Source organism: Mesorhizobium sp. YC-39, assembly GCF_025753795.1.
Taxonomy (GTDB): domain Bacteria; phylum Pseudomonadota; class Alphaproteobacteria; order Rhizobiales; family Rhizobiaceae; genus Mesorhizobium.
In genome coordinates this window covers 1,088,481-1,107,064 of record NZ_JAOWPS010000002.1, presented here as the reverse complement: position 1 = coordinate 1,107,064, position 18,584 = coordinate 1,088,481, and the positions used below count along the sequence as shown (strand labels likewise).

Annotated in this window: 15 protein-coding genes; 13 read left to right on the top strand and 2 right to left on the bottom strand. The window is 62.2% G+C overall.

The window, feature by feature from the left end:
- Positions 1-5: 5 nt before the first annotated feature.
- From tolR to OHD62_RS14795, 8 genes are all read left to right on the top strand, one after another.
- Positions 6-458, top strand: coding sequence for a protein TolR (gene tolR / locus OHD62_RS14830; RefSeq protein WP_263783530.1), 453 nt, complete (start codon positions 6-8; stop codon positions 456-458).
- Positions 459-466: 8 nt separating this feature from the next.
- Positions 467-1,624: a TonB family protein gene (locus OHD62_RS14825; RefSeq protein WP_263783529.1), complete on the top strand. Its 1,158-nt coding sequence runs from the start codon at positions 467-469 to the stop codon at positions 1,622-1,624.
- Positions 1,625-1,704: 80 nt separating this feature from the next.
- On the top strand, positions 1,705-2,976 hold the full coding sequence (gene tolB, locus OHD62_RS14820) for a Tol-Pal system beta propeller repeat protein TolB (RefSeq protein WP_263783889.1): 1,272 nt from the start codon (positions 1,705-1,707) through the stop codon (positions 2,974-2,976).
- A gap of 269 nt (positions 2,977-3,245) precedes the next feature.
- Positions 3,246-3,752: a peptidoglycan-associated lipoprotein Pal gene (gene pal / locus OHD62_RS14815; protein ID WP_097573472.1), complete on the top strand. Its 507-nt coding sequence runs from the start codon at positions 3,246-3,248 to the stop codon at positions 3,750-3,752.
- A gap of 221 nt (positions 3,753-3,973) precedes the next feature.
- Positions 3,974-5,080 carry a tol-pal system protein YbgF gene (gene ybgF / locus OHD62_RS14810; RefSeq protein ID WP_263783528.1) on the top strand — a complete coding sequence of 369 codons (1,107 nt, stop codon included), beginning with the start codon at positions 3,974-3,976 and terminating at the stop codon, positions 5,078-5,080.
- 58 nt (positions 5,081-5,138) lie between these two features.
- A complete protein-coding gene (tilS, locus tag OHD62_RS14805; protein ID WP_263783888.1) occupies positions 5,139-6,554 on the top strand; it encodes a tRNA lysidine(34) synthetase TilS in 1,416 nt (471 codons plus the stop codon).
- Between the two features lie 120 nt (positions 6,555-6,674).
- Complete coding sequence (gene ftsH / locus OHD62_RS14800; RefSeq protein WP_263783527.1) at positions 6,675-8,603, top strand: ATP-dependent zinc metalloprotease FtsH; 1,929 nt, start codon at positions 6,675-6,677, stop codon at positions 8,601-8,603.
- Between the two features lie 248 nt (positions 8,604-8,851).
- Complete coding sequence (locus OHD62_RS14795) at positions 8,852-9,607, top strand: rhodanese-like domain-containing protein (RefSeq protein ID WP_263783526.1); 756 nt, start codon at positions 8,852-8,854, stop codon at positions 9,605-9,607.
- Between the two features lie 174 nt (positions 9,608-9,781).
- Here OHD62_RS14795 and OHD62_RS35735 read toward each other — a convergent pair whose 3' ends face one another.
- Positions 9,782-10,438, bottom strand: a complete 657-nt coding sequence (locus OHD62_RS35735) for a hypothetical protein (protein WP_412177387.1) — start codon at positions 10,436-10,438, stop codon at positions 9,782-9,784.
- A 796-nt stretch (positions 10,439-11,234) separates the two neighbouring features.
- Here OHD62_RS35735 and glmM point away from each other — a divergent pair.
- From glmM to serA, 5 genes are all read left to right on the top strand, one after another.
- On the top strand, positions 11,235-12,587 hold the full coding sequence (gene glmM, locus OHD62_RS14785) for a phosphoglucosamine mutase (RefSeq protein WP_263783524.1): 1,353 nt from the start codon (positions 11,235-11,237) through the stop codon (positions 12,585-12,587).
- Positions 12,588-12,948: 361 nt separating this feature from the next.
- Positions 12,949-13,761, top strand: coding sequence for an outer membrane protein (locus OHD62_RS14780; protein ID WP_263783523.1), 813 nt, complete (start codon positions 12,949-12,951; stop codon positions 13,759-13,761).
- Between the two features lie 190 nt (positions 13,762-13,951).
- The gene (locus OHD62_RS14775) at positions 13,952-14,716 is read left to right on the top strand and encodes an outer membrane protein (protein ID WP_263783522.1); all 765 of its coding nucleotides are present in this window, start codon (positions 13,952-13,954) and stop codon (positions 14,714-14,716) included.
- A gap of 194 nt (positions 14,717-14,910) precedes the next feature.
- The gene (locus tag OHD62_RS14770; RefSeq protein ID WP_263783521.1) at positions 14,911-16,086 is read left to right on the top strand and encodes a phosphoserine transaminase; all 1,176 of its coding nucleotides are present in this window, start codon (positions 14,911-14,913) and stop codon (positions 16,084-16,086) included.
- Positions 16,087-16,153: 67 nt separating this feature from the next.
- Positions 16,154-17,755, top strand: a complete 1,602-nt coding sequence (gene serA / locus OHD62_RS14765) for a phosphoglycerate dehydrogenase (RefSeq protein WP_263783520.1) — start codon at positions 16,154-16,156, stop codon at positions 17,753-17,755.
- 111 nt (positions 17,756-17,866) lie between these two features.
- Here serA and OHD62_RS14760 read toward each other — a convergent pair whose 3' ends face one another.
- Positions 17,867-18,262 (bottom strand): SH3 domain-containing protein, encoded by a 396-nt coding sequence (locus OHD62_RS14760; RefSeq protein ID WP_263783519.1) that lies wholly within the window; start codon positions 18,260-18,262, stop codon positions 17,867-17,869.
- Positions 18,263-18,584 lie beyond the last annotated feature (322 nt).

The window sequence follows — 18,584 nt, the reverse complement described above, 5'->3', positions numbered from 1 at the left end:
ACGAGATGGGTATGTCCGTAGGCATGGCGGGACGCGGCGGGCGCGGCCACAGGCGGCGCGGCCGCCATCACGCGCTGATATCGGAAATCAACGTCACGCCGATGGTCGATGTGATGCTGGTGCTGTTGATCATCTTCATGGTGGCCGCACCCCTGCTGACGGTCGGCGTGCCGATTGACCTGCCGGACACACAGGCCAAGGCGATGAATGTCGACACGCAGCCGATCACCGTTTCGATCAACGCGACCGGCCAGATCTATCTCCAGGAAACCGAGATCCCGATCGAGGAACTGATAGCAAAGCTGCAGGCGATTTCGAAGACCGGTTATGACGAGCGCATCTTTATCCGCGGTGACAAATCGACGGACTATGGCACCGCGATGAAGGTGATGGCCCGCATTTCGGCCGCCGGTTACAAGAACATCGGCCTGGTTTCGCTGCAGGAACAGGAACAGTAGACGAGAAGATGCGGACCGGCCTCACCACATCGGTGATCTTGCATACGGTGGCGCTGGCCTTCGGCCTCTTCACGTTGTCCTCGCCGCCCGCGATGCCCGCGTCCGATGTGGAATCGGTGTCGGTCGACATCGTGCCGATGGAAGCAACGGCGCAGGTCCTGCAGGGTGACAAGAAGGCGGTGATGCATGAGAAGCCGGCGCCGCTGCCGACGCAGCGACCGGACATCGTGCCCGATGCCCAGAAGGTCGGCGAAAACAGCGTCGACACCGACAAGCCCGTGACGCCGGAAGCCAAGCCAAAGCCGGTCGATCTGGCCTCGGCGCCGCCGCCTGCGCCGACGCCGACCGAGAAGCCCAAGCCCGAGGACGTGCCGAAGCCGAAGGAACAGCCGAAGCCTATTCCGGCGACGGAGGTTGCGCCGGTGCCGCAGCCGAAAGAAGAGGTCAAGCCCGAGCCGGTCAAGCAGGTGGATCCCAAGCCGACACCGGCCAAGGAGCCGACGCCTGCTCCGCCGCAGGACAAGACCGCCGCGATCGAGCCGAAGCCTGAGGTCAAGCCCGATGCCGTGGCCGAGGCCATTGCCCAGGAGCCGCCGACCGAGACGACGCAGCTTCCAGACACCGCGCCCGCGCCTGAAGCGCGCCCGAAGCCGCAGCCGGCCCAGGCCGAAAGCGCCAAGGCGCCGGATCGCAAGGACGCCGACAAGTCGGTCAAGGAAGCCTCGTCCAGGCCGAAATCGGACGACAAGCAATTCAATGCCGACGAGATTTCTGCCTTGCTCGACAAGCAGAAGCCGTCCGGCGGCGGCGCCAAGCGGTCAACCCAGCCGTCGTCGCTTGGCGGCGAAAAGGACCAAGGCCAGAAGCTTTCCAGGTCGGAGCAGGGGGCATTGGAGTCTCAGCTCGGCGGCTGCTGGACGCTTCCGGTCGGGCTCGAGGGTTCGGAGAATTTCGTCGTCGTGGTCCGGTTCAATCTGGACGCCTCCGGCAAGCTGACCGGCCGGCCGGCAGTCGAAAAATCGAGCGGTAACCGACCGTTCGACGAAAGTGCCGTGCGCGCGGTTCAGAAATGCGATGTGGCCGGCCTGCAAGTTCCGGCCGGCAAGCAAGACATCTGGTCCGACATCCGGGTCACGTTCGACCCAAGGGAGATGCTTGGCCTCTAGGCCAGGGCGTCCACACAATCAAGGAAGAGAAGCGAGAAGATATGAAATCCATTCTCAAGCCGCTCCTGACGATCGCAGCGATGGCGCTGGGCATGACCGCTGCCGCCACCTTGCCCGCGTATGCGCTGGTTGAGCTCAACGTCAACAAGGGCAATGTCGAGCCGCTGCCGATCGCCATCACCGATTTCCAGGGCGGTGATGCACTGGGCACGGAGATTTCCGGCATCGTCAGCGCAGACCTGAAACGCTCCGGCCTGTTCGCGCCGATCGACAAGAGCGCCTTCATAGAGAAGATCACCAACCCGGACGCCGCGCCCCGCTTCGATGACTGGAAGGTCATCAATGCGCAGGCGCTGGTGACCGGCAGCGTCAGCAAGGAGGCCGATGGCCGCGTCCGCGCGCAATACCGGCTTTGGGACACTTTTGCCGGCCAGCAGATGTCCGGCGAGCAGTTCTTCGCCAACGACGCCAACACCAGGCGTGTCGCCCACATCATTGCCGACGCCATCTATGAGCGGCTGACCGGTGAGAAGGGCTATTTCGACACGCGCGTCGTCTTCATCGACGAATCGGGCGCCAAGAACGCGCGCAAGAAGCGCCTAGCCATCATGGACCAGGATGGCGCCAACGTCCGCTATCTCTCGAACGGCAAGTCGATCGTGCTGACGCCGCGTTTCTCGCCGAACCGGCAGGAAATCACCTATATGTCGTACGAAAGCGGCCAGCCGAAGGTCTATCTGCTGCAGATCGAGACCGGGCAGCGTGAACTGGTCGGCAACTTTCCCGGCATGACCTTCGCGCCGCGCTTTTCGCCCGACGGCCAGAAGGTGATCATGAGCCTGCTGCGCGACGACGGCAATTCCAACATCTTCGCCATGGATCTGAGAAGCCGCTCGACGACGAGGCTGACCAATTCGACCGCCATCGACACCTCGCCGTCCTATTCACCGGACGGCAGCAAGGTCGTATTCACCTCCGATCGTGGCGGCCGCGCGCAGATCTACGTCATGGGCGCCGACGGTTCGGGCCAGACCCGCATCTCCTTCGGCGATGGCGTCTATTCGACGCCAGTGTGGTCGCCGCGCGGCGACCTCATCGCCTTCACCAAGCAGACCGCCGGCGAATTCCAGATCGGCGTCATGAAGACCGACGGCTCGGGCGAGCGCATCCTGTCCTCCGGCTTCCAGCAGGAGGGGCCGACCTGGGCGCCCAATGGCCGCGTGCTGATGTTCTTCCGGGATTCGGCCGGTGGGCCAAAACTGATTTCGGTCGATCTCACCGGCCGCAACGAACAGTCGATCCCGACGGCGAATTTCGCTTCGGACCCGGCCTGGTCGCCACTGCTGGAATAAAACCAAGGCGATTTTGGCCGAGCCTCTCGCTCGCTTCGTTGCAACTTGGCAACAGTGCCTCAAAAGCCCCGTTGAGGGGCTTTTTTCACGTCAAAGTCGCGTTTTGGCCGCATTTCCGCCTACGGTCCGCGACCACTGTGGCGCTCGGTCATTTCGGCTGCGGACGGCGGCCGAAACCAAATTTTAACCGTGTTTCTTGAATGCCGGTTAACCCAAACGTGGTTACTGGGTGATCAACGAAATCACTCGAAATGCGAAGGAGAGGCGGCATGGGCCGTATCGCAAGACTTACCACAAACCCGGTGATGATCGCGCTGGTCGCGATGCTCGCCATCACCGGTTGCGCCTCGAAGAAGACCCCGAACAGCGCCGCCGACCTTGGCCTCAACGGCGCCGGCGCGGCAACACCCGGCTCGGCCCAGGACTTCACCGTCAATATCGGCGACCGTATCTTCTTCGACACGGACTCGTCCTCGATCCGCGCCGACGCGCAGACGACGCTTTCGCGCCAGGCACAGTGGCTGAACCAGTACAAGCAATATGCCATCGTCATCGAAGGCCATGCCGACGAGCGCGGCACGCGCGAATACAATCTGGCGCTCGGTGCCCGCCGCGCCGCCGCCACCCGCGACTTTCTCGTCGCCCGGGGCGTTTCCGCCAGCCGCCTGAAGACCATCTCCTACGGCAAGGAGCGTCCGGTCGCGGTCTGCGACGACATCTCCTGCTGGTCGCAGAACCGCCGCGCCGTCACCACGCTCAGCGGCGCCGGTTCCTAGGATCAAAAGTGTCCTTTGCGCATCCAAGGATGCGCGGCGCTGTGGTCGGCAGAAATGCCACACATCGATACGAAAGGCGGCCATCTGGCCGCCTTTTTCATATGTGACCTCCCGAAACAAAATTTGGCCGAAGTCTCGCGTCCTGCTAAGAGCCGAGAGCGCTTGGTCCCACTTTGACCGAAGGGCGCAAAAGGCTAAACGATTTTCACGACGAGAGGCACATGTATTTCAGATTGGTCTTGAGCGGCACGCTGGCGTTACTGCTTGTATCAAGCGCTGCCACACTTGCTAGCGGTACCGGGGCAAGCAGCACCGGGCAGCCAGCAGAGAGCGGATTCTCCTTCTATCTGCCGACGCTCGGCATTTTCGGCGACAAGAACAAGGAGAAGCCGGAAGAGCAGCGGATCGCGCAGCAGGATGGCGCCGGCGTCACCGGCCTTGAGGACCAGCTCCGGCAGATGAACGGCAAGATCGAGGAGCTCAATTTCCAGATCCTGCAGATGCAGGAACAGATCCGCAAGCAGCAGGAAGACAACGAATTCCGCTTCCAGCAGTTGGAAGGCGGTTCGCAGGGCGCGCAGCAGCCGGCCGAGCAGAAGAAGTCGCAGGCCGCCCCTCAGGACGACAACACCGACAGCAGCGTCGCCGAAGCTCCGGCGACGCAGGCACCGGCCGACGCGGCTGCGCCGCCCGCCGATGGCCAGAGCGTCGGAGAGGTCATCGTCGAATCGCCCACAGGCGATCCAGGCAAGGTGGTGACCGGCGCACCGCCGAAGACGTTCGGCACCATCACCGTCGACAAGAACGGCAATGTGGTCAACGCCGATGGCACCACGCAGGCGACGGCTCCGGCGGAGACCACCGAGCCGGCCACCGGCGCCCCGGCCGCTGGCGCAAATACCGGTAAGTCCGACGGCACAGTGGTTGCGGCGCTGCCTTCGACCAACGACCCGGAGGAGCTCTACCGCAATTCCTACCAGTTCATCCTGTCCGGCGACTACAGCACCGCCGAACAGGGGTTTCGCGATCATATCTCCCGTTTCCCCAAGGATGCCAAGGCCGCGGACGCGCACTACTGGCTGGGTGAATCGCTGCTTGGCCAGCAGAAATACCGCGACGCGGCCGAGACGTTCCTCTCCGCCAGCAAGGAATACCCGAAAGCCAAGAAGGCGCCCGACATGCTGCTGAAGCTCGGCGTGTCGCTGGTCGGATTGAACCAGCGCGACGTGGCCTGCGCCACCTTCGGCGAGATCGGCAAGCGTTATCCCGACATCTCAGGCGCGCTCAAGGAACGCGTCAAGCAGGAAAGGGCGCTGGCGGCGTGCTAGTTTTTCCCTTGCATGCCGTTGCCCCAAAACCAGGCCTACATTTGGGCGACATGCATTGATGCTCGAAACCGAGCCTGACCTTTCGGAACACCTTTTTTCTGAGATCGATTTTACCAACGGCGCTGTTGCAGCCGTGTCCGGCGGCAGCGATTCGACCGCTCTTCTTCTTCTCCTCAAAGACCATCTCGACCGTACCGCGCCCGCAACGAAACTGCTGGCGGTGACGATCGATCACGGCCTGAGGCCGGATGCGGCGATAGAGGCGCGGGCCGTGGCCAGGCTCTGCGCGGAACGCGGCATTGCTCATCGCATCATGGTCTGGTCGGGGCCGAAGCCGTCGACCGGCTTGCCCGCCGCCGCGCGCACGGCACGCTACCGGCTGCTGGCCGAGGCCGCCGAGCGGGAAGGCATCGGTCTGATCCTGACCGGGCACACGGCCGACGACCAGGCCGAGACCGTGCTGATGCGGCAAGCGCGCGAGCAGGGGCCGCGCGAGGAGGGGCCGCGAGAGGAAGGGCGAGGCCTTGCCGGCATGGCGCCGGCCACTCTCTATGATTGGCAAACCTGGATCGTGAGGCCGCTGCTCGGTACGCGGCGGGCGGCGCTACGCGAAATCCTGCGGTGCGCAAATGTCGACTGGGCCGAAGATCCGACCAATGAAGATGACACTTTCGAGCGGCCGCGCATCCGCGCGGTGCTCGCAGCCAAGGACGGCGGACAGCGCATGGGCGACGCGCTGGCGCTGGCCGGCCGCGCGGCCACCGAGCGCGAAGAGCTTGGCCGTCGGGCGGCCGCCCTGATCCGCAGTTACGCCTCCCGGCCGGCCGATGGCCTCATCCGCCTCGATCCCGGTTTCGCCATGGCTGGCGACGACCGGGCTGCCGTCTATGTGTTGCGCATCCTTCTGGCGACCGTCGGCGGCGTTGGCTTCCTGCCCGACCAGGCCCGCAGCGAAGTCTTGTTCGACCGAATGGGAGGTGAACCATTTCGCGCCACTCCCTTTCGCGCCACATTGTCGCGGACGGCGGTCGATGCACGGCGCGCCGGCGTCTTCCTGCGCCGCGAAAACCGCAACCTGCCGCCTGCGGATCCAGCGGAGGAAAAAGCTCTTTGGGACGGCCGCCGGCGGATCACATTGAGCGACAAATCAGATGCATTGGTGATCGCATCGCTGTCGATCGCGCCCCTCGGGACGGCCCCTGCCGCAAAGCGCGCAACTGCCGGGAACAGCACGCCATCAAGCCTTTTCCGCGCCGCGCTGGCGACCGAACCGGCACTGTGGCGCAGCGGCGAATGCCTTGGTTTGCCGGGGGATAGCCAGGTTTCGGCAATGATCGCCATTCGGCCGGTCGTTGCGCCCTTTGCCCGCTTCCTGCCGTCCTTCGACCTGGAGCCGGCTGGGGCTGTCGCCGCACTGATCGGCGCGCCACCCGTTCCGGTCTTGCCATTCGGCGGCCGCAGTGCCGGTCCATGATCGGCGAAAGCTTAACCGAGACATTCTGTTTAGCTTGGCAAGGGGAGGCGCTCTCCCTATGTTAGGGCCAAGTTTCCTCTCATGACGCGTGTCCGCCGGCGGACACCAACGGGACAATTGATGAATCCGAATTATCGCAATCTCGCGCTCTGGGCGATCATAGCGGTCCTGCTCATCGCCCTCTTCAATCTGTTCCAGACGCCGCAGACGCGCGGCGCATCGAGCGATGTCCCCTATTCGCAGTTCCTGCAGGACGTCGCGGCGGGCCGGGTCAAGACGGTGACGATCGCGGGTGCCCGCATCTCCGGTACCTATACGGACAGCTCCACCGGCTTCCAGACCTATTCGCCGGGCGATCCGTCGCTGGTTTCAAGGCTGCAGGACAAGAATGTCACCATCAATGCGCGCCCCGAATCCGACGGCTCCAATTCGCTGTTCGGCTATCTCATCTCCTGGCTGCCGATGATCCTGATCCTTGGCGTCTGGATATTCTTCATGCGCCAGATGCAGTCCGGCTCCGGCCGCGCCATGGGCTTCGGCAAGTCCAAGGCCAAGCTTTTGACCGAGGCGCATGGCCGCGTCACATTCCAGGATGTCGCCGGCGTCGACGAAGCCAAGGAAGATCTGGAAGAGATCGTCGAGTTCCTGCGCGATCCGCAGAAGTTCCAGCGGCTCGGCGGCAAGATTCCGCGCGGCGTGCTTTTGGTCGGCCCTCCCGGAACCGGCAAGACGCTGCTTGCCCGCTCGGTCGCCGGTGAGGCGAATGTGCCGTTCTTCACCATTTCCGGCTCGGACTTCGTCGAGATGTTCGTGGGTGTCGGCGCGAGCCGCGTTCGCGACATGTTCGACCAGGCCAAGAAGAATGCACCCTGCATCATCTTCATCGACGAAATCGACGCGGTCGGCCGCCATCGCGGCGCTGGGCTGGGCGGCGGCAACGATGAGCGCGAACAGACGCTGAACCAGTTGCTGGTCGAGATGGACGGTTTCGAATCCAACGAAAGCATCATCCTGATCGCCGCCACCAACCGCCCCGACGTGCTCGACCCGGCGCTGCTCAGGCCCGGCCGTTTCGACCGCCAGGTGGTGGTGCCGAACCCCGACATCGTCGGCCGCGAGAAGATCCTGAAGGTGCATGTGCGCAACGTGCCGCTGGCGCCCAATGTCGACCTCAAGGTGGTCGCGCGTGGCACGCCGGGCTTTTCGGGCGCCGATCTGATGAACCTTGTCAACGAATCCGCCCTGATGGCGGCGCGGCGCAACAAGCGCCTCGTCACCATGGCCGAATTCGAGGACGCCAAGGACAAGATCATGATGGGCGCCGAGCGCCGCTCGTCGGCGATGACCCAGGCCGAGAAGGAACTCACTGCCTATCACGAGGCCGGCCACGCCATCCTGGCGCTCAACGTGCCGTCGGCCGATCCGCTGCATAAGGCGACCATCATCCCGCGCGGCCGTGCGCTTGGCATGGTCATGCAGTTGCCGGAAGGCGACCGCTATTCGATGAGCTACAAATACATGATTTCGCGCCTCGCCATCATGATGGGCGGCCGCGTTGCCGAGGAGTTCAAGTTCGGCAAGGAGAACATCACTTCGGGCGCCTCCTCGGACATCGAGCAGGCGACCAAGCTGGCGCGCGCCATGGTCACGCGCTGGGGCTTTTCCGACAAGCTTGGCCACGTCGCTTATGGCGACAACCAGGAGGAAGTCTTCCTCGGCCACTCGGTGGCGCGTACGCAGAACGTCTCGGAAGAGACGGCGCAGATCATTGACGCCGAAGTGCGCCGGCTGATCGACGAGGCCTATTCGACCGCGAAGTCGATCCTGACCAAGAAGAAGAAGGAATGGATCGCGCTGGCTCAAGGGCTGCTGGAGTACGAGACGCTGTCCGGCGAGGAGATCAAGCAGCTGATCGCCGGCCACAAGCCTTCGCGCGACCTTGGCGACGACACGCCGCCGAGCCGCGGCTCGGCCGTGCCGAAGTCCGGCAGCCGCCGCAAGAAGGGTCCGGAGCCGGAAGGCGGCATGGAGCCCCAGCCGTCAAGCTAAGTTCGGCCAGGAGACTTGAATTCTCGAAACGCCGCGGCTCTGGCCGTGGCGTTTTTGTTTTTCCGCCGGTCTTGGCCAGCGAGAAGGGCCAGATGGCATCGCGTATGCGTAAGCGATGCGTAAGCTGGCCTCCCTCAATATTTCGCCTCCAAGGCCAAAGCGCGCATTGCCAATCGTAGCGCACGCCATCCGCTTTGGCGTCATTTGCTTAGCCGGAAAAGACAAACCTTGTAACAGCGAGATGGTACATGAGAAAGCGCAACGTAAGTCTTCTTTCGTCGATTGTCGCAGCAGCAGCACTATTCGTGGGCGACGCCTTCGCTCAAACTGCCAATATCTACCAGGCCACTATTGGAGAAGTTGACCAGAAAACCCAGGAGGTCAGCACCGGACAGATGCGACGCATCCTGGCCGATGGCAGCGCGATCGTCCTCGACACGCGACCGCGTGACGAGTTCGTGAGTGGCCATATTCCTGGTGCGCAGAATCTGGAAGGCCCGCCCGCCGGGGCGGTCGCAGGAGTCGAGCGGTTGGTCAAGGGCGACAAGAGCAAGGCCTTAGTCCTCTATTGCAATGGTCCGTTCTGCCAAGCCAGTCGGCGGATGAGCGACCAATTGCTTGCTGCCGGGTTCACCAACGTGCGGAGGTTCCAACTCGGCATGCCGATCTGGCGCGCGCTCGGTGGTCCCACTGAAATCGAACTCGAAGGGATCGTCAGGATCTTCAGGAATGACCAGACAGCGGTCTTTCTGGATGCGAGATCAGCCGACCAATTCTCGAAGGGGAGCTTGCCGCTGGCCAGCAACCTTCCCCCTGAAAAGGCTGCTAAAGTACAGGGAAGCCCGATGCCGCTCAACGATTTCAATACGCGCATTGTGCTGTTTGGCCGCGACGCGGCGCAGGCGCGGGCGCTTGCCGAGGCGCTCAGCAAGCGTCCTTGGCACAATGTCGCTTATTTTCCAGGCTCGTTCGAAACGCTTTCGGACGCCCTCAAGGGCAACTAATTTAGTCAATCGATCTACCCGCTATGCGCCGCGCTCGAGGGCGCTTGTTGTGGCGTCAGTCCCATCCTCTCGCCGATCTCGGGGCAAGAGCGCTTCATTCGCCGGGCGGTGGCGACAAAAGGCCCGCGAACCTTGCGGTTCGCGGGCCTTCCTGTTTTCAGATGCTGCTGCCGATCAGCTCTTCAGCGCGGCGTTGCACAGGCTGTAGAAGCCGCCGCCCTTCTGGATCCACTTGAGGCCGCCCAGCGCATTGGCATCCTTGTTGGCGTAGTACTGATCGAGGCAAGTGTGCAGCCGCGCCTTGCCAGGGGTTTCACTGCTGTACTTGTTGGAGATCGCCTTCGGGAACTTGACGCCCTTCGGCGCGGTGATGGTCGGTGTCTCCGGATCGTTGCTGTAGTTTGCCTCGTCGGCAGCCGGCACGGTGTCGTCGTCGGATGCGCCGGCGCCGCACGCGCTCTTGCGGAAGTCGTTCCACTTCATGCCGTTCAGCGTGTTGCCGGCCTTGGCCGCCTGGTATTTGGCGCTGCAGTCCGCCATGCTGAGGCCTTTGCCGGCGTCAGGGGTGGTCGCTGCCGTGGTCGTCGTATTGGCGGGTTCTGCCGCGGCGCTGGCACCGGCGGCACATTCGCTCTTGCGGAAGTCGTTCCACTTCATGCCATTCAGCGTGCCGGCGGCCTTTGCAGCCTGATACTTGGTGCTACATTCTTTCGCCGTCAGGCCCGGTGCGTCGTCGTCGGTGGCCGCTGCGTTGGTCGTCGCCTTGGCAGGTGCTGCCGCGGCGCTGGCGCCGGCGGCGCATTCTGTCTTGCGGAAATCGTTCCACTTCATGCCATTCAGCGTGCCAGCGGCTTTCGCGGCCTGATATTTGGTGCTGCATTCCTTCGCCGTCAGGCCCGGTGCCGCGGCGTCGTCCGTGGCAGCGGCCCCGGTGGTGTCGGTGGCTTTTGCCGCCTTCTTGGCCGGCTTGGTGTCAGTAGGGGTGTCAGTGGTGGTGGCGCTGGCGTCGGTACCGCATTCGGCCTTGCGGAACTGGTTCCAGTTCTGCCCGTTCAGTGTTCCCGCATCCTTGGCCGCGTTGTACTTGGTGCTGCACTCGGCCATGGTCAGCGCGTTGGCCGGCGCCGCCAGGAACAAGGTCGCGACGGCAAGGCCCGTCATAGTGGCTAGTCGATGGATGAGCATGGCGTTTCTCCGTTGCTGCCGCCCATATTATGTCCCTGGCAAATCAATAGCGCTCAACGACCGGTTGCGCCAGATGCTAAGTACTGCAGGGAGCATAAAGAAAACGCGTTCTTTGCGACAAGGTGATGAAATCGTTGCCGATCATCGGTCCCGGGCAAGGGTTTTCGCGGACGCATTCACGGCGGATTGCGCTTTTGCCAGTACCAGTCTATCGCAGTGAGGCCGCCCTGTGGTAGCAATCGCCCGGTTTGACCTAGAGTTCCTGAACCCCGACGCGGTCTCATTGCGAAAGCTTTAAATCCACCGCGCCGGCGTGGCACAAAACACACAAAACAATGATTTTATAAGGATTGGTAACGCACAATCATTCAATGTGATGATAGGGGCTTAGGCCAATTGTGGCATGAGTTCTCGGGAAGAACCATCGAGGAAGGTGGCTAGCATGGCAGGACGTTATTTCGGCACGGACGGTATTCGCGGGCGCGCGAACAGGTTTCCAATGACGGCGGAGGTCGCCATGAGGGTCGGCATGGCCGCCGGCCTTTCGTTCCAGCGCGGCAGCCACCGCCACCGTGTCGTGCTCGGCAAGGACACCAGGCTTTCCGGCTACATGATCGAGAATGCGATGGTGGCTGGCCTTTGCGCCGCCGGCATGGACGTGTTCCTGCTCGGCCCGATCCCGACGCCTGCTGTCGCCATGCTGGTGCGCTCGCTGCGCGCCGACATCGGCGTGATGATCTCGGCCTCGCACAATCCCTACTACGACAACGGTATCAAGCTGTTCGGCCCCGACGGCTACAAGCTCTCCGACGAGATCGAGGAGCGCATCGAGGGGATGCTCGACAAGGACATCGAGCTGGCGCTCGCCGATTCGGACGGGCTCGGCCGCGCCAAGCGCGTCGACGGCGTGCATGACCGCTATATCGAATTCGCCAAGCGCACGCTGCCGCGGTCAATGTCGCTTTCGGGGCTGCGTATCGTCGTCGATTGCGCCAATGGCGCCGCCTACAAGGTGGCGCCCGAGGCGCTGTGGGAACTCGGCGCCGAGGTCGTCGCCCTCAATGTCGAACCCAACGGCTTCAATATCAACAAGGAATGCGGCTCGACCCATCCGGCCGGCCTGCAGAAGAAGGTGCACGAAGTGCGCGCCGATATTGGCATCGCGCTCGACGGTGACGCCGACCGCGTCGTCATCGTCGACGAAAATGGCGCCATCGTCGATGGCGACCAGATCATGGCGCTGATCGCCGAGTCCTGGCAGCAGAGCGGACGACTGGCCGGCGGCGGCGTCGTCTCGACGGTGATGTCCAATCTCGGCCTCGAACGCTTCCTTGGCGACATGAACCTGCAATTGCACCGCACCAAGGTCGGCGACCGCTACGTCGTCGAGCACATGCGCGCGCATGGTTTGAATGTCGGCGGCGAACAGTCGGGCCACATCGTGCTGTCCGATTTTTCCACGACCGGCGACGGCCTCGTCTCGGCGCTCCAGGTGCTGGCCTGCATCAAGCGGCAGAACCGGCCGGTCAGCGAATTGTCGAAGAAGTTCGAGCCGGTGCCGCAGCTTCTGAAGAACGTCCATATTTCCGGTGGCAAGCCGCTCGAGGAAGCCCCGGTCAAGGCGGCGATCGAAGATGCACGCCACCGCCTCGGCAAGGCCGGGCGCCTGGTCATTCGGCCGTCCGGCACGGAGCCGCTCATTCGCGTCATGGCGGAAGGCGACGACCAGCAACTGGTCGAGGCGGTCGTCAACGACATCGTCGAGGTCATTTCGGAAGCGCGCAGCGCCGCCTGATTCCTTTACGGATCCGCACCGAAATCAGTTTGAAAGCCCGCCTTCCGGCGGGCTTTTTCGTTGGATCTACGCGTCTGTCCGCATAGAGCGATTTATCGTTCCACGGAAACACCGAGCCGCTCTATCTCCTTGTTTTTGCGCAATTCCCTAAGGAAAGCGCTACGCGCTTTTCCCGGGAAAACCGCTTCACACTTTTCCTGGAACTGCTCTAAAGCAACGGCCGCCCGATCCCTTGGATTCTAAAGATTCGTGGTTAAGCAATAGGGTTAAATGCCTTTTAACCTTTGCAATTCATTATCCACGTTGAAATCAACCATAGCCGGACGCATTCGCCGTTCCGAGGGTTTTAGGGGTGACAAGTATGTTCAACACAGCAAGAATGACCCTCTTTGCCGCGCTGTTGGCTGGCGTAGCTGGACCGGCGTTCGCCGCCGACTTGGTGGAGCCGCCGGTGGTCGAGCAGGCGCCACCGCCCGTCTATGAGCAGCCGGTGGATGTTGGTGGCTGGTATATTCGCGGTGATATCGATTATCACTGGTCGGATTTCCGTGGCGCCGACTACATCACCTACGGGCCGCCGCCCGGCACAAACAGTTTCAGCAGCGGCGATCTGAAAGGGGCCTTTTCGTTCGGCGGTGGTGTCGGCTACAAAATCAACGATTATTTCCGCACCGATCTGACGGCCGACTACTGGTTCAACTCGGACTTCGATGGCGCAACCACGGATGGCGTCACGACATCGACCGAGGTGTCGAAAATGAGCGCCTTGCTGCTGCTTGCCAACGCCTATGTCGACCTCGGCACCTATCACGGCATCACTCCCTATGTCGGCGCCGGCATCGGTGGCGCACGCGTGAAATGGGATGATGTCAGGGATCCGAACACCACCGAATTCAACCCTGGCACGTCCAACTGGCGGTTCGCTTACGCTCTGATGGCCGGTGCTTCCTACTGCCTGACTGACAAAGTGATCCTCGACGCGGGCTACCGTTTCTCCCATATTCAGGGAGGCCGCATGTTCGAGTATGATGTGAGCAGCTCCGGCCCGGGCTTCGACAGCGGGTTTAATACGCACGAGGTGCGCGGCGGTTTGCGCTATCAGTTCGGCGGCAATAATGGATGCGCTGCGCCAGTGGCCTATCAACCCGAACCGGAACCGGTCTACACAAAGTAATACTTGCAGCATTACAATTCGCGAACCGCCCGGCATTGTCCGGGCGATTTCGTTTTGTCTGCATTGCTTGGTCCGGCGGAAATCAATTCGCTAACCACCTGTTATCCTTAACCGCCACTTAACCAGTATGGTTAACAATGGCTCTTGAAACGGCGCTCGCATATGGCGCCAAGTTCGGGAGTCGGGGACCATGACAGTCAAATCGCGTATAGCGCTGGCGCTTGCCACAATCGCCTTGATGCCTCTGTCGAAGGCGCTCGGCGCCGACTACGATCCGCCTGTCTATGTCGATCAGGCGCCGGACTATAAGCCGGTCGAGGTCGGCTCTGGATGGTACCTGCGCGGCGATGTCGCCTACCTGCCGGACACGAGCTTCGAGGATCAGGATTTCGCCTTTACCCCCGCCAGCGAGAGCGAGAGCGAAGACGCGTATTTCGCGAGCATCGGCTTCGGATATCATTTCAATGATTATCTCCGCGCCGATCTCAACCTCGGCTATCTGCCCGGCAACAAGTTCAGCTTCAGCTATGACGATTCGGCAACGGCGGCAGAGCCGACCGTGGCGTCCGGAAACCTCAAGAACAATGCGCTCTCGGGCATACTCAACGGCTATGTCGATCTCGGCACATATGTCGGCATTACGCCTTATGTCGGCGCCGGCATCGGCATCGTTCGAAGCAAATACGATCTCTCGGCGAGCTATTTTACCGACAATGGCGACGACACGGATGATTTTGACCAACATAGCTCCAAGGCGAAATACTCTGTGGCCTATACGTTGAATGCGGGCCTTGCCTATCAGGTTTCAAAGAATGTGCAGATCGATCTGGGCTACCAGTATTTTTCCGCTCCCGACGCCGAATATATCACCGCCGAGAGCCTGAATTCGTTCCCTGTTCAAAAAGGGATCAGCAACCATCAGGTCAAGCTCGGCTTGCGCTACGACCTTTGGTGAATTGCATAGACCAGAAAATGCCTACGGCGGATCAAGAGATCCGCCGTTTTCATTTCGGACCGAGCCGCAGATTGCGGCGAGTATCCCGCCAGCGACAAAAACTTTCCTCTTGACGCCGGAAGCCTGAACGCATATCGCCGTCCGTGGGCCACCCCTCCCCAACGAGGGGCCACTATCTGGAAGGATAGACCACGATGACGACGCATACGAAGCCCGGACTCCGTCCGGCAAATCCCCATTTTTCCTCAGGTCCCTGCGCAAAGCGCCCCGGCTGGTCGGTTGAGGCGCTGACCAAGGCCGCGCTCGGACGCTCTCACCGCGCCAAGATTGGCAAGGCCAAGCTCGAACAGGCGATCGAGCTGACGCGTGAAATCCTCCAGGTTCCGGCAGATTACCGCATCGGCATCGTGCCGGCGTCGGACACCGGCGCGGTCGAGATGGCGCTGTGGTCGCTGCTCGGCGAGCGCGGCGTCGACATGGTCGCCTGGGAGAGTTTCGGTTCCGGCTGGGTCACCGATGTGGTCAAGCAGCTCAAGCTTGCCGACGTGCGCAAGATCGAAGCCGGCTACGGCGCATTGCCCGACCTGACAAAGATCGACTTCGACCGCGATGTGGTCTTCACCTGGAACGGCACCACGTCCGGCGTGCGCGTGCCGGACGGTGATTTCATTCCGGCCGTTCGTAAAGGTCTGACCATCTGCGACGCGACCTCGGCGGCGTTTGCACAAAGGCTCGATTTCAGGAAGTTGGATGTCGTCACCTTCTCCTGGCAGAAGGTGCTGGGCGGCGAGGGCGCGCACGGCATGCTGATCCTCAGCCCGCGCGCCGTCGAGCGGCTGGAGAGCTACAAGCCGGCCTGGCCGCTGCCGAAAATCTTCCGCCTCACCTCGGGCGGCAAGCTGATCGAAGGCATCTTCAAGGGCGAGACCATCAACACGCCGTCGATGCTGTGCGTCGAGGACTATCTCGATGCGCTTCTCTGGGCGAAGTCGATCGGCGGGCTCGACGCCTTGATTTCCCGCGCCGACGCCAATGCCGCCGTTCTCGACGGCTTCGTCGACAAGTCCTCGTGGCTCGGCCATCTCGCGACCGACCCGGCAACGCGGTCGAACACGTCCGTCTGCCTTTCCTTCACCGATCCGGATGTTGCAGCACTCGACGCCGACGGGCAGGCGGCCTTCGCCAAGGGGCTGGTCTCCGCGCTCGACAAGGAAGGCGTCGCTTACGATATCGGCGCCTATCGCGACGCGCCGCCCGGCCTGCGCATCTGGTGCGGGGCGACCGTCGAGGCCACCGACGTTGAGGCGCTGCTGCCCTGGCTCGACTGGGCCTTCGCCCAGCAGAAGGCTTCGCTCAAGGCGGCCGCCTGAGTTTTCCAGTGGCGGCCCTCGGGCCGCCCATTCCCAAACGGATTAATCCCATTTGAAGGAGGCCGCCATGGCGCCCCGCGTTCTCGTCTCAGACAAACTCTCCACCACTGCCGTGCAGATATTCAAAGACCGCGGCGTCGAGGTCGATTACTTGCCCGATCTCGGCAAGGACAAGGAAAAACTGCTCGAAGTGATCGGCCAATATGACGGCCTCGCCATCCGTTCGGCGACGAAAGTCACCGAAAAGCTGATCAACGCCGCCACCAGGCTGAAGGTGGTCGGCCGCGCCGGCATCGGCGTCGACAATGTCGACATCCCGGCGGCGAGCCGCAAGGGCATCATCGTGATGAACACACCCTTCGGCAATTCGATCACCACGGCGGAACATGCCGTGGCTATGATCTTCGCACTGGCCCGCCAGATACCGGAAGCCAACGCCTCGACCCATGCCGGCAAGTGGGAAAAGAACCGCTTCATGGGCATCGAGATCACCGGCAAGACGCTGGGCATCATCGGCTGCGGCAATATCGGCTCGATCGTGGCGACGCGCGGCGTCGGCCTGAAGATGCACGTCGTCGCCTTCGACCCGTTCCTGTCGGACAGCCGTGCCGAGGAACTCGGCGTCGAGAAGGTCGAACTCGACGAGCTGTTCGCCCGCGCCGATTTCATCACCCTGCACACGCCGCTGACCGACAAGACGCGCAACATCATTGACACAGCGGCGATCGCCAAGATGAAGACCGGCGTGCGCATCATCAATTGCGCCCGTGGCGGATTGATCGTCGAGGCCGACCTGGTCGCGGCGCTGAAAAGCGGCAAGGTGGCAGGCGTCGGCATCGATGTGTTCGAGGTCGAACCGGCCGAGCAGAACGAACTGTTCGGCATGGAGAATGTTGTGGTGACGCCGCATCTCGGGGCTTCGACCACCGAGGCGCAAGAGAATGTCGCCCTGCATGTCGCCGAGCAGATGTCCGACTATCTGATCAAGGGCGCCGTTTCCAACGCCATCAACATGCCGTCGATCACCGCCGAGGAGGCGCCGCGTTTGAAGCCTTTCGTCAAGCTTGCCGAAGTGCTCGGCGCCTTTGTCGGCCAGGTCACCGAGGATCCGATCAAGGAGGTCGAGATCCTGTTCGACGGCTCGACCGCGACGATGAACACGCGCGCGCTGATCAGCGCTACCCTCGCCGGGCTGATCCGGCCGCAGGTCTCCGACGTCAACATGGTGTCGGCGCCGATCATGGTGAAGGAGCGGGGCATCATCGTCGCCGAGGTCAAGCGTGACAAATCGGGCGTGTTCGACGGTTATATCAAGCTGACGGTCAAGACCGAGCACAGGACGCGCTCGATCGCCGGCACCTGCTTCTCGGACGGCAAGCCGCGCTTCATCCAGATCAAGGGCATCAATCTCGACGCCGAGGTCGGCCAGCACATGCTCTACACGACCAATGCCGACGCACCGGGCATCATCGGCCTGCTCGGCACGGTCTGCGGCGAGAACGGCGTCAACATCGCCAATTTCCAGCTTGGCCGCAACCGGCCAGGCGGCGACGCCATTGCGCTGCTCTATCTCGACGCGCCGTTCCCGGAAAACGTGCTGGAACAGGTGCGCTCGCACAAGTCGATCGACTCTGCCAAGAGGCTGCATTTCGATGTGGGCGGCGCTTGAGAGTCAGAAGTTTCCGTCGATCGCGATTGGGAACAGCGCATCATACGATCAGCCCCGCGTGCCTTGGCAGGTGCACGGGGCTGATCGCTATAACTGACTGACTGACTGCCGCTACTTGCAAGGGAAGCCGGGCGCGATCTTGCACTGCGGCTTGTGGGGACGCGGCTTGTGCGGCCGGTGCGGCCTATGCGGACGGTAATGCGGCGGGCGAATGACGATGTGTGGCTGCACGACGATCGGGCGCACCACGTGGACGCGATCCAGATAGTTTGCACTGGCCCAGCCTCGTATTCCAGCGGCGCGAATCGAGCACCAGCTGCCTTCGCAACCGAACACCGTCACCCTGTGGCCGGCCGGCAGTGTCGCGACCCTGGCATAGCCGGGGCCGGGGCCGCTTCGCACATTCAACGTTCCGGTGGTATAGGCGGTGGCTGCGGAGGCCGAAACAGGAAAGGCCGCCAAGCCGACAAAAGCAACGACAAGGGCCGCAAGCATCCGAAAATTCATGATCGTCTCCATTCGCGCCGAAATCAGCCAAATCGGCATCGACAAGCTGAGTGCCGAAAGATGAAAAAGTCAATCTCTTGGCAATAGCGCCGTATATTGGAGTGTCTGCATCCTTAATTTGGCTGTTACTGTTCGCTGGCCCTATTAATACATTAGCTTTCTTTCATATTTGTCCAGGCGTATCGCTGTAAAGTTCTCGTTCACCATGAGGCAATGACGAGCCCTGGTTTGCCCGATCCGCAATCGGCGCCGAGCACAGCTTTGAGTCCTTGTTTTATGCATGTCGTTGCCCCAAAAACCGCTGCACACTTTTGGGCGACAT

Excerpts from the sequence above, each read along its gene's own strand:
- tolR (WP_263783530.1), top strand. The coding sequence starts at position 6 with ATGGGTATGTCCGTAGGCATGGCGGGACGCGGCGGGCGCGGCCACAGG.
- OHD62_RS14825 (WP_263783529.1), top strand. The coding sequence starts at position 467 with ATGCGGACCGGCCTCACCACATCGGTGATCTTGCATACGGTGGCGCTG.
- tolB (WP_263783889.1), top strand. The coding sequence starts at position 1,705 with ATGGCGCTGGGCATGACCGCTGCCGCCACCTTGCCCGCGTATGCGCTG.
- pal (WP_097573472.1), top strand. The coding sequence starts at position 3,246 with ATGGGCCGTATCGCAAGACTTACCACAAACCCGGTGATGATCGCGCTG.
- ybgF (WP_263783528.1), top strand. The coding sequence starts at position 3,974 with ATGTATTTCAGATTGGTCTTGAGCGGCACGCTGGCGTTACTGCTTGTA.
- tilS (WP_263783888.1), top strand. The coding sequence starts at position 5,139 with ATGCTCGAAACCGAGCCTGACCTTTCGGAACACCTTTTTTCTGAGATC.
- ftsH (WP_263783527.1), top strand. The coding sequence starts at position 6,675 with ATGAATCCGAATTATCGCAATCTCGCGCTCTGGGCGATCATAGCGGTC.
- OHD62_RS14795 (WP_263783526.1), top strand. The coding sequence starts at position 8,852 with ATGAGAAAGCGCAACGTAAGTCTTCTTTCGTCGATTGTCGCAGCAGCA.
- OHD62_RS35735 (WP_412177387.1), bottom strand. The coding sequence starts at position 10,438 with ATGAAGTGGAACGATTTCCGCAAGACAGAATGCGCCGCCGGCGCCAGC.
- glmM (WP_263783524.1), top strand. The coding sequence starts at position 11,235 with ATGGCAGGACGTTATTTCGGCACGGACGGTATTCGCGGGCGCGCGAAC.
- OHD62_RS14780 (WP_263783523.1), top strand. The coding sequence starts at position 12,949 with ATGTTCAACACAGCAAGAATGACCCTCTTTGCCGCGCTGTTGGCTGGC.
- OHD62_RS14775 (WP_263783522.1), top strand. The coding sequence starts at position 13,952 with ATGACAGTCAAATCGCGTATAGCGCTGGCGCTTGCCACAATCGCCTTG.
- OHD62_RS14770 (WP_263783521.1), top strand. The coding sequence starts at position 14,911 with ATGACGACGCATACGAAGCCCGGACTCCGTCCGGCAAATCCCCATTTT.
- serA (WP_263783520.1), top strand. The coding sequence starts at position 16,154 with ATGGCGCCCCGCGTTCTCGTCTCAGACAAACTCTCCACCACTGCCGTG.
- OHD62_RS14760 (WP_263783519.1), bottom strand. The coding sequence starts at position 18,262 with ATGAATTTTCGGATGCTTGCGGCCCTTGTCGTTGCTTTTGTCGGCTTG.